The organism is Amycolatopsis sp. TRM77291 (assembly GCF_054166285.1).
Genome location: NZ_JBSZHF010000001.1, coordinates 5217198 through 5226002, shown reverse-complemented (window position 1 = coordinate 5226002; position 8805 = coordinate 5217198). Strand labels below are relative to the sequence as shown.

The following is an 8805-nucleotide window of genomic DNA, read 5'->3' as shown; positions in this document are numbered from 1 at the left end:
CCGGGGCGTGTGGGGGCACGACGGGTTTGAGCGGGGCGACAGGGGACAGGCGCCGGTAGGGGGAGCCGAGCGGCGGCCGCGGGTCGGCCTCGCCCTTGTTGGGCCACAACGACATCGCGCGTTCCGCCTGCGCGGTGATGGTCAGCGACGGGTTCACCCCGAGGTTCGCCGAGATCGCCGAGCCGTCCGCGATGTGCAGCCCGGGATAGCCGTGCACACGCTGGTACGCGTCGACGACGCCGGTCTCGGCGCTGTCGCCGATCGCGCAGCCGCCGATGAAATGGCCGGTGATCGGGATGTTCGCCAGATCCGTCCACGCGCCCTGCGCCAGCCCGCCGATCTTGTCCGCTACCCGCCGCGTGACCTCGTGCCCGGCCGGGATCCATTCCGGGTTCGGCTCGCCGATGCCCTGTTTCGTGGTCATCCGGCGGCCGAAGAGCCCCCGTTTCGTGTACGTGGTCACGGAATTGTTCAGCGTCTGCATCACCAGCAGCCCGACCATCCGCTCCGACCACCGTCGCGGGTTGTGCAGCCGCACCAGCTGCCGCCGGTTCCGCCACAGTTCCTTCGCGCCTAGCACCCATCGGCGTTTGCCCGGCTCGGCGTCGACGAGCACCGTCGTCAGCAGGCCCATGAAGTTGCTGCCCTTGCCGTAGCGCACCGGTTCGACGTGCGTGACGGCGTCGGGATGGATCGACGACGTGATCGCGACACCGCGGGTGAAGTCGGTGTCCGTGCGCAGGGAACGCGCGGCGAGCACGGCCTCGGAGTTCGTCCTGGCGAGCAGACCCAGGCGCGGCGACAGCTTCGGCAGCGTTCCCGAGTCCTTCAAGGAATGCAGAAGCTGTTGCGTGCCGAGGGAAGCGGCGGCGAACACGACTTCGGAGGCGGTGAAGGTCCGCTCGCGTTTGCGGAACCACCGTCCCGTCCGGACGGTGTCGATCGCGTAGCCGCCGTTGATCGGCCGGACCGACACGGCGGTCGTCAGCGGATGGACCTCCGCGCCCGCTTTCTCCGCCAGGTACAGATAGTTCTTGACGGTCGTGTTCTTCGCGCCGACCCGGCAGCCGGTCATGCACTCGCCGCAGTGGGTGCACGGTTTGCGCAGCGGGCCCTCGCCGCCGAAGAACGGGTCGACGTCGCGCTCGCCGAAATGCACGCCGACCGGTGTCGGCCGGTAGGTGTCCGCGATGCCCATGTCCTCGGCGACCTCGCGCAGCACGCGGTCGGCCGGGGTGACCAGCGGGTTCTCCACCACGCCGAGCATCCGTTTCGCCTGGTCGTAATGCGGGGCGAGCTCGGCCTTCCAGTCGGTGATGTGCGCCCACTGCGGATCCTGGTAGAAGGTGTCCGGGGGTTCGTAGAGCGTGTTCGCGTAGACGAGCGACCCGCCGCCGACGCCGGCGCCGCTCAGCACGAAGGTGTTCTTCAGCAACGTGAGCCGCTGGATGCCGTAGCAGCCCAGTTTCGGGGCCCACAGGTACTTCCGCAGCCGCCACGACGTCTTCGCGAACTCGTCGTCGGCGAACCGGCGGCCGGTCTCCAGCACACCGACGCGGTACCCCTTCTCGGTGAGCCGCAGCGCGGTGACGCTGCCGCCGAAACCGGAGCCGATCACCAGCACGTCGTAGTTCATCGCGCGCCCGCCGTGCGGTAGTCGCCGAGGTCGAGCTTCTTCGTCCGCCGGTCGTACTCGGTGACCAGGCCCGGCCAGTTCGTGCTCACCCGGCCGTTCTCCTGGCGGTACCAGCTGGCGCAGGAGGTCCAGACACTGCGCCCGAGGCGTCGCTGAATCTCCTCGTCGTAGGCCTGCTCGACCTCCGGCACGACGTCCATATAGGACACTTCGGGTTTGGCGAGGTGCTCGACGGCCTGTCGGATGTAGCGGGCCTGGCGTTCGATCATGTAGATGATGGAGCCCGCGCCGAGGTTCGTGTTGGGTCCGTAGACGCAGAACAGGTTCGGGAAACCCGGCACGGTCATGCCGAGGTACGCCCGAGCCCCGCCCTTCCACGCGTCGGACAGCGCCCGCCCGCCGAGCCCCTCGATCTCGAGTTCACCGAGGAAGTCGGTCGCCGCGAAGCCCGTTCCGTAGACGATGACGTCGGCTTCGTGTTCGACGCCGTCTTCGGTGAGTACGCCGGACGGCGTGATCGCGCTGATGTGCCGGGTTTCCACGGCGACGTTGTGCTGCGCCAGCGCGGGCAGGTACTCGTTGGTGAACAGGATCCGCTTGCAGCCCAGCGGATAGTCCGGGGTGAGTTTCTCGCGCAGCGTCCGGTCCTTGATGTGACGGCGGCGAAGCTGGGCCGTCCGCAGCTCGAAGACCTTGGCGAGCAACGGATGCCGGGTCATCGCGTAGGTCGCGTACTCGGCGAGGAGGAAGATCCGCAGCCTGCCGAGCAGCTGGGTGGCCGGGAGATGCCGGAACAGCCGCTGCTGCCAGGGCCGGTAACTCGTGTCCCGTTTGGCCATGATGTACGGCGCGGTGCGCTGGAAGACCGTCAGTTCGCCCGCCTGGCGCTGGAGCTCGGGCACGAACTGGATCGCGCTCGCGCCGGTGCCGATCACCGCGACCTTCTTGCCGCGGAGATCGACGTCGTGATCCCAGTGCGCGGAGTGGAAACTGGCGCCCTCGAAGGTCTCCTGGCCGGGGATGTCCGGCTGGACCGGGCGCGAAAGCTGGCCGACGGCGGGCACGAAGACGTTGGCCTCGAACGTCTCGCCGCCCGCGGTCTCCACCCGCCAGAGCCCGCGCTCCTCGTCGAATGCCGCGGCGGTGACGCGGGTGCCGAACCGGATGTGCGGTTCGAGCCCGTAGCGGCGCACCACCCGCTTGAGGTAGGCGTGGATGTCCGGTTGCAGCGAGAACCGCTTCGGCCAGTCGGGATTGGGCTCGTAGGAGAACGAGTACAGCGGCGACGGGATGTCGCAGCCCGCGCCTGGGTAGGTGTTCTCCCGCCAGACGCCGCCCGGTTCGCCGGCGCTCTCCAGGATGGTGAAGTCGTCGAACCCGGCACGCTTGAGCTCGATCGCCGTCCCGACCCCGCCGAAGCCCGTCCCTACGATCAGCACGCTCGTCATGCCGATCGAAGTTACCCAGCGGTCACCCCGCTAGGAAGTACACGAGCGGCCATTCAATCGAGATTTCCGGCCACGATCTTCACCGAATGGCTTTCGGCCGTCGGGTGGGCCCAGGCCAGGAGCCGGTGGGCGGAGCTTTCGAGAGCGTCCAGATCTCGCTTCGGGACGCGCTCGAACGGCGTGATCACCACCGACGCCGCCTTCTTCACGACTTTGATCTCCCAGAACCCCTTCACGAACCCGCCGACCAGAATCGTGCCCTTGACCAGGCCGTTCTGCGTGATGACGACCTTGCGGTACTCGTCGCTGATCACCCGTGTGCGGTCGGCGTAGGACAGGACGGTCTGATCGAACGGGCCCAGCAGCCGGGCGGGTGCGGGCGTGTCCGGGTCGGGGCGAGGGGCTTCGGGCAGGTCGAAGAGCTCGCGGCCGTTCTCGTCACGGAACGTCCGCAGCCGCGGCCGCAACCGCTCGGCGACCTCGCCGAGCTTCGTGATGCCGGCCCATGCCTGCGCGTCCTGCACGCTGGCTGGCCCGAAGGCGGCCAGATAGCGCAGGAACATCGCGTCCGGGGACGGTGCCGAATCCGGCTCGGCGCCCAGCCAGTCCCCGGTGGTCTGATACGTCGGCTGCCCGGACTTGCCCCAGACGCCGCGCGGCGGGATCTGCACCAGCGGCAGCAGCGCCCGCGCGACGTGCACCAGCGACGACGGCGCCACGCCCTCCCACTGCTTCGCGAGTTCCGCGCCGAGGCCTGCCGCCGAAAGTGGCCGTTCGCCCAGCAGCTTGCCGGCGGTGCGAGCGATCTCCTGATGGTCGAGGCCCTTGATGTCCGGGCCGTGCTGGGTGTTGCCGAGCACCGAGCGGTCGTAGAGCGGTTGGACGATGGGGCGCCACGCGAGTGCGTCCGAAGGCGTGACCAGGTGCACCGTGCCGCGCATGAGCGCGATCCGTACGACGCTCTTGTCGAGCAGGAGGTTCGCCAGCTCTTCCTGGCGGAACCCGTGCAGCCTGGTCCACAGCGCGAAGTACGGCGGGTTCGGGGCCTGTGCCTGCAAACCGGCCAGGTGCTCGACCGCTTCGAGCGCGGTCATCTTCGAACGCCGGAGCAGCAGCTGCCGGTCCAGCATGGCGCGGTTCAGCGCGCGCCTGCTCAACGTGTCGGACATGCCGCTCACCCTAATCGGGATCAAGGACAGTTACGGTCCTCAATGCGCCGAGCGTTGCCGGGATCCATAATCCCGGCCATGGAACTACCGCCGCCGGTGATCCGGGACTGGGACTACCCGCGCGGCACGGCGAGCATCGTGCTCATGGCCCGCTTCGCCGCCGAGAACGGCGTCACCGGGTTGGAGTCCTACGAGCACGCCCCCGTGGACGGTCAGGTCGACGCGCGGCAGGAGCTCGCGGTGGTCCGGGCGCTGGTCCGCGGGCTCGGCGGCGGGGACGACGTCGCGCTGCGGCTGAGCAGGCGGTACCGGGTCAGCGCGTTCGGCATCTTCGGCTTCGCGTGCATCAGCAGCCCGACGCTGGGGGACGCGATGCGCTTCGCCCTGCGCTATCTCGACCTGAGTTTCACCTTCTGCATCCCGCACGTGACCGTCGAGGCGGGGCGGCTCGCGCTGGCCATGGACGACAGCCGCGTGCCGGGCGACGTCGCCCGCTTCCTGGTGCTGCGCGACCTCGGCGCCATCCACACCGTCATGCGCGACATCCTGCCGGACATCTCCCTGCGCTCCTTGGCCTTCCGGCACGAGAAGCCCTCCACTGTGGACGAATACACGCGGACCTTCGGGCTGACGCCGTCGTTCTCCACCCCGTCGCATCTCGCCACCCTGGATCCGCTCTTCCTCGACAAACCGTTGCCGCAGGCCAACGACCAGACGGTCGCGGTCTGCGCCGCGCAATGCGATCTGCTGGTGTCGCGGAAACGGGCGCGCTCCGGGATCGCGCAGCAGGTCCGCGAACGGCTGGTGCGGCTCGGCGGCGTCGACGCCGGGATGGACGAGGTCGCGCGGCAGCTCGCGCTCAGCCCGCGCACGCTGCGAAGGCGGCTGTTCGAGGCCGGGACCGGCTACCGCACGCTGCTCGACGAGGTCCGCCAGGCCTTGGCGGAGGAAATGCTCGACACCGGGGCGCTCAGCGTGGAGGACGTCGCGCTGCGGCTGGGTTACGCCGAAGCGTCGAGCTTCATCTACGCCTTCAAACGCTGGAAGGGGATGACGCCGGCGGCTTATGCCCGGCGGAACGCGTTGCGAGCACGGCCGGGTAGGTGACGCGCAGCAGATGCAGGATCGATTCGGTGAGGAAGACCCGCAGCTCGTCGCGACCGAGCGTGCCGCGGATCAGCCATTCGCGTGACGCCGCGCGCAGCATCCCGCCGTACGAACGGATCATCGCGCGAAGCTCTTCGCGACCCTCGGTGACCTCGCTCATCAACGCGGCCGCGAGCACGCGATCGGCGGCGATCTCGTCGGCCTCCAGCATGATCCGCTCGATCTCGGGATCGCGGCCCACCGCCTCGGAGCCGATCGCGGTCAGCCACGCCTGCTCGTTGCGCTCGACGACCTCGATCCAGTGCCGGACGCTGATCGCGAGCCGCTCTTCGGCGCTCGTGTCGGGCAGGTTCTCGATCACCGGCGCCGGGACGATCATCATCTGCCGGACGACTTCCAGGTACAGCTCCCGTTTGCCGCCGAAGTAGTGGTTGATCAGCGGCCTGGCCACCCCGGCGGCCTTCGCGATGTCCGAGGTCGAAACCGAGGCGTAGGTGCCCGCGCCGAACAGCCGCCGGGCCGCGGTCAGGATCTCGGCGCGCCGGGCGGCCGGTTCGAGGCGGCGCCGCCGGTTCTCCGGATCGGTGCTCATGGGCCGAGCGTAACCGTTTCACGTGACCGCCTGCCGTTACTCATTCGGAACAACCCGCCGGTAACCCCCGAGGCCCGTACGGCGACGTTGGGGGCGGGGGGACCGGGTGTCATGGGTAGGGACGAATGGCCAGTGCCGAACGCGATCCGGTTCGCCGTACCGGACGGTGGGTCAGTGTGCGGCTGCAGCATCGTGACGTCCGCGTCCAGGACGAATGCGTCTCCTACGCGGGGATCGTGATCACCAGTTTCGAGAACGGCGCCGAGGTCGGCGAACGCTGGATCCCGCTCGGGGTCGATCCGTCGGAGGCCGACGACGAACAGCTCATCCAGCAGCTGCGCGACGCGCTGATCTGGCAGGCGCGACAGCCGCCGAAGGCCGCGGGGGAGTAGGCGTAACTCGCGTGATCAGAGCCGTAACTCGCGTGCTTGAAGGCGATCCGGCTTCAATCACGTGAGTTACGCCTTCAAGCACGCGAGTTACGGCTATTGGGTCCGCAGGCCGTCGAAGGCGATCTTGCAGACGGCGTCCGCCAGTTCGGTTCCGGCCGAACCGCGGCGCGGCCGGTACCACTCGATCAGCGAGTTCACCATGCCGTACAGCAGCCGCGCGGTGACCGCGGGATCGATGTCGGGCCGCACGTCGCCCTCGGTCTCGGCCTGTTTCACCAGTTCCGTGACGAGCCGGTCGAACTCGCGCCGCCGCGCCAGCGCCGCCCGTTCGATCTTGGTGTTGCCGCGCACCCGCAGCAGCAGGGTCACGAACGGCAGCTGCTCGACCAGCACGAGGACACTGCCCCGCACCAGATGCTCCAGCTTCTCGATCGCCTTGCCCTCGAAGGATTCCGTCTCGGCGGCGACGGCGAACAGGCCGTTCAGCGCGCGGTCGACGGCGAGCCGCAGCAGCTCCTCCTTGCTCGGCACGTGGTGGTAGATCGCGGATTTCGTGATGCCGAGCTTGCGGGAGAGGTCCTCCATGCTGGTGCCGTCGTAGCCGCGTTCGTTGAACAGCTTGACCGCGACCTGCAGCAGCGACTCGAGGTCGTAGCCGGGGCGTCCCCGGCGGGCGGGGGTGCTCAACCGCGGTCCCGTTCGTCGAGTACGCGGCGCATCTTGCCCAGCGAGCGTTCCAGCGTGTCCGGGTCGACGACCTCGACGCCGACGCTCACGCCGACCCCGTCCTTGACGCCGGCGATCAGCCGGGCGGCGGCTTCGGCGCGCTGCTCGGTGGACGCGTCCGGACGCGCTTCGACCCGCACCGTCAGGTGGTCCATCCGGCCCTTCGTCGACCGGATCAGCTGGAAATGCGGCGCGAGCGCGGGGGTCACCAGCACGACTTCCTCGATCTGCGTGGGGAAGACGTTGACGCCACGCAGGATGATCATGTCATCGCTGCGCCCGGTCACCTTCTCCATCCGCCGGTACGCCGGCCGCGCGGTGCCCGGCAGCAGGCGGGTCAGGTCGCGCGTGCGGTACCGGATGATCGGCAGCGCCTGTTTGGTGAGCGAGGTGAACAGCAGCTCACCCTCGGCGTCGGTGGGCTTTTCGGTGAACGGGTCGATCACCTCGGGGAAGAAGTGGTCCTCCCAGATGTGCAGCCCGTCCTTGGTCTCGACGCATTCCTGCGCGACGCCGGGGCCCATCACCTCGGACAGGCCGTAGATGTCGACGGCGTCGATGCCGACGCGTTCCTCGATCTCCGCGCGCATCTGCTCGGTCCACGGTTCGGCGCCGAAGATGCCGACCTTGAGCGAACTCGTCAGCGGGTCGATGCCCTGCCGTTCGAACTCGTCCAGCAACGTCAGCATGTACGACGGGGTGACCATGATGATCTCGGGTTTGAAATCGGTGATGATCTGCACCTGGCGCGCGGTCATGCCACCGGACGCCGGGATCACCGTGCAGCCGAGCTTTTCGGCGCCGTAATGCGCGCCGAGCCCGCCGGTGAACAGGCCGTATCCGTAGGCGACGTGGACCTTGTCGCCCGGCCGCCCGCCCGCGGCGCGGATCGAGCGCGCCATCACCGTCGCCCAGGTGTCGATGTCTTCGGACGTGTAGCCGACGACGGTCGGTTTCCCGGTGGTCCCGCTCGACGCGTGGATGCGGCTGACCTGCGCTTCCGGCACGGCGAACATGCCGAACGGGTAGTTGTCGCGCAAGTCCTGTTTCGTGGTGAACGGGAACTTCGCGAGGTCTTCCAGCGCCTTGCAGTCGTCCGGGTGAACGCCCGACTCGTCGAACTTCCGTTTGTAGAACGGCACGTTCTCGTAGGCGTGCCGCAGCGTCCACTGGAGGCGCTTCAGTTGCAGCGCCTGGAGTTCGTCGATGGTCAGGTTCTCGGCTTCGTCGCTGAAGGCGGTCATCGTGATGCTTTCTGGATGGTGCGGCTGCGGCCGCGGAATTCGGCGACGACCTCCGGCCCGTCGGGGGTCTCCCGGTGCACGGTGACGTCGTAGATGCCGTTGCGGCCGTAGCGGGTCCGCTCGGTGGCGGTGGCGATGAGGTGGTCGCCGAGTTTGCCTGCCGCGACGAACGAGATCTCCGCGCCGGACGCGACCGTCACCGGCCCGTGGCTGTTGCAGGCGCAGGCGAACGTCGTGTCGGCCAGCAGGAAGACGTAGCCGCCGTGGGCGATGTCGTGGCCGTTGACCATCGTTTCGGTGATCCGCATGGTGGCGACGGCGTGCCCTTCGGCGGCCTCGACCAGCTCGATGCCGAGCGCCTTCGACGCCTGGTCGTCGGCGAACATCGTGTGCGCGGCGTTGGTCAAGCCAGACCCCCTGGTTACTGACCGAATGGACGGTTGTTAAAGGGTGCCGCAAGTAAAGGCGCGCTTCCGGGTGGATGTCAAGGA

General features: G+C 68.6%; 9 protein-coding genes. 2 read left to right on the top strand and 7 right to left on the bottom strand.

Features of this window, described 5'->3' with window-relative positions; translation table 11 throughout:
• The 3 genes from ACXIZN_RS24190 to ACXIZN_RS24180 form a co-directional block, all read right to left on the bottom strand.
• Nucleotides 1-1636, bottom strand: a 1636-nt coding sequence (locus tag ACXIZN_RS24190; protein WP_457957031.1) for a GMC oxidoreductase, incomplete at its 3' end; no start/stop codon positions are given.
• Nucleotides 1633-3090: a flavin-containing monooxygenase gene (locus ACXIZN_RS24185; protein ID WP_457960589.1), complete on the bottom strand. Its 1458-nt coding sequence runs from the start codon at nt 3088-3090 to the stop codon at nt 1633-1635. The genes ACXIZN_RS24185 and ACXIZN_RS24190, both read right to left, overlap by 4 nt.
• A 47-nt stretch (nt 3091-3137) precedes the next feature.
• Nucleotides 3138-4253 carry a winged helix DNA-binding domain-containing protein gene (locus ACXIZN_RS24180; protein WP_457957030.1) on the bottom strand — a complete coding sequence of 372 codons (1116 nt, stop codon included), beginning with the start codon at nt 4251-4253 and terminating at the stop codon, nt 3138-3140.
• Nucleotides 4254-4331: 78 nt separating this feature from the next.
• On the opposite strand from ACXIZN_RS24180, the gene ACXIZN_RS24175 reads away from it, so the two are divergent.
• Nucleotides 4332-5360, top strand: a complete 1029-nt coding sequence (locus ACXIZN_RS24175) for an AraC family transcriptional regulator (protein WP_457957029.1) — start codon at nt 4332-4334, stop codon at nt 5358-5360.
• Here the strand turns inward: ACXIZN_RS24175 and ACXIZN_RS24170 are convergent.
• Nucleotides 5287-5952, bottom strand: coding sequence for a TetR/AcrR family transcriptional regulator (locus ACXIZN_RS24170; protein WP_457957028.1), 666 nt, complete (start codon nt 5950-5952; stop codon nt 5287-5289). The two genes, ACXIZN_RS24175 and ACXIZN_RS24170, sit on opposite strands and share 74 nt — an antisense overlap.
• Nucleotides 5953-6077: 125 nt before the next feature.
• Between ACXIZN_RS24170 and ACXIZN_RS24165 the strand changes: the two genes are divergently transcribed.
• Nucleotides 6078-6344, top strand: a complete 267-nt coding sequence (locus ACXIZN_RS24165; protein WP_457957027.1) for a hypothetical protein — start codon at nt 6078-6080, stop codon at nt 6342-6344.
• Nucleotides 6345-6437: 93 nt separating this feature from the next.
• Here ACXIZN_RS24165 and ACXIZN_RS24160 read toward each other — a convergent pair whose 3' ends face one another.
• From ACXIZN_RS24160 to paaI, 3 genes are read right to left on the bottom strand one after another with little or no spacing between them, the layout of a single operon-like run.
• Nucleotides 6438-7031 carry a TetR/AcrR family transcriptional regulator gene (locus ACXIZN_RS24160; RefSeq protein WP_126737382.1) on the bottom strand — a complete coding sequence of 198 codons (594 nt, stop codon included), beginning with the start codon at nt 7029-7031 and terminating at the stop codon, nt 6438-6440.
• A complete protein-coding gene (paaK, locus tag ACXIZN_RS24155) occupies nt 7028-8314 on the bottom strand; it encodes a phenylacetate--CoA ligase PaaK (protein ID WP_457957026.1) in 1287 nt (428 codons plus the stop codon). Before paaK ends, ACXIZN_RS24160 begins: the two co-directional genes overlap by 4 nt.
• Entirely contained in the window at nt 8311-8700 is a 390-nt protein-coding gene (gene paaI / locus ACXIZN_RS24150) for a hydroxyphenylacetyl-CoA thioesterase PaaI (protein ID WP_185927413.1), read from the bottom strand. The genes paaK and paaI overlap by 4 nt, the downstream gene beginning before the upstream one ends.
• Nucleotides 8701-8805: the final 105 nt, after the last annotated feature.

Excerpts from the sequence above, each read along its gene's own strand:
- ACXIZN_RS24180 (WP_457957030.1), bottom strand. The coding sequence starts at position 4,253 with ATGTCCGACACGTTGAGCAGGCGCGCGCTGAACCGCGCCATGCTGGAC.
- ACXIZN_RS24175 (WP_457957029.1), top strand. The coding sequence starts at position 4,332 with ATGGAACTACCGCCGCCGGTGATCCGGGACTGGGACTACCCGCGCGGC.
- ACXIZN_RS24170 (WP_457957028.1), bottom strand. The coding sequence starts at position 5,952 with ATGAGCACCGATCCGGAGAACCGGCGGCGCCGCCTCGAACCGGCCGCC.
- ACXIZN_RS24165 (WP_457957027.1), top strand. The coding sequence starts at position 6,078 with ATGGCCAGTGCCGAACGCGATCCGGTTCGCCGTACCGGACGGTGGGTC.
- paaK (WP_457957026.1), bottom strand. The coding sequence starts at position 8,314 with ATGACCGCCTTCAGCGACGAAGCCGAGAACCTGACCATCGACGAACTC.
- paaI (WP_185927413.1), bottom strand. The coding sequence starts at position 8,700 with ATGTTCGCCGACGACCAGGCGTCGAAGGCGCTCGGCATCGAGCTGGTC.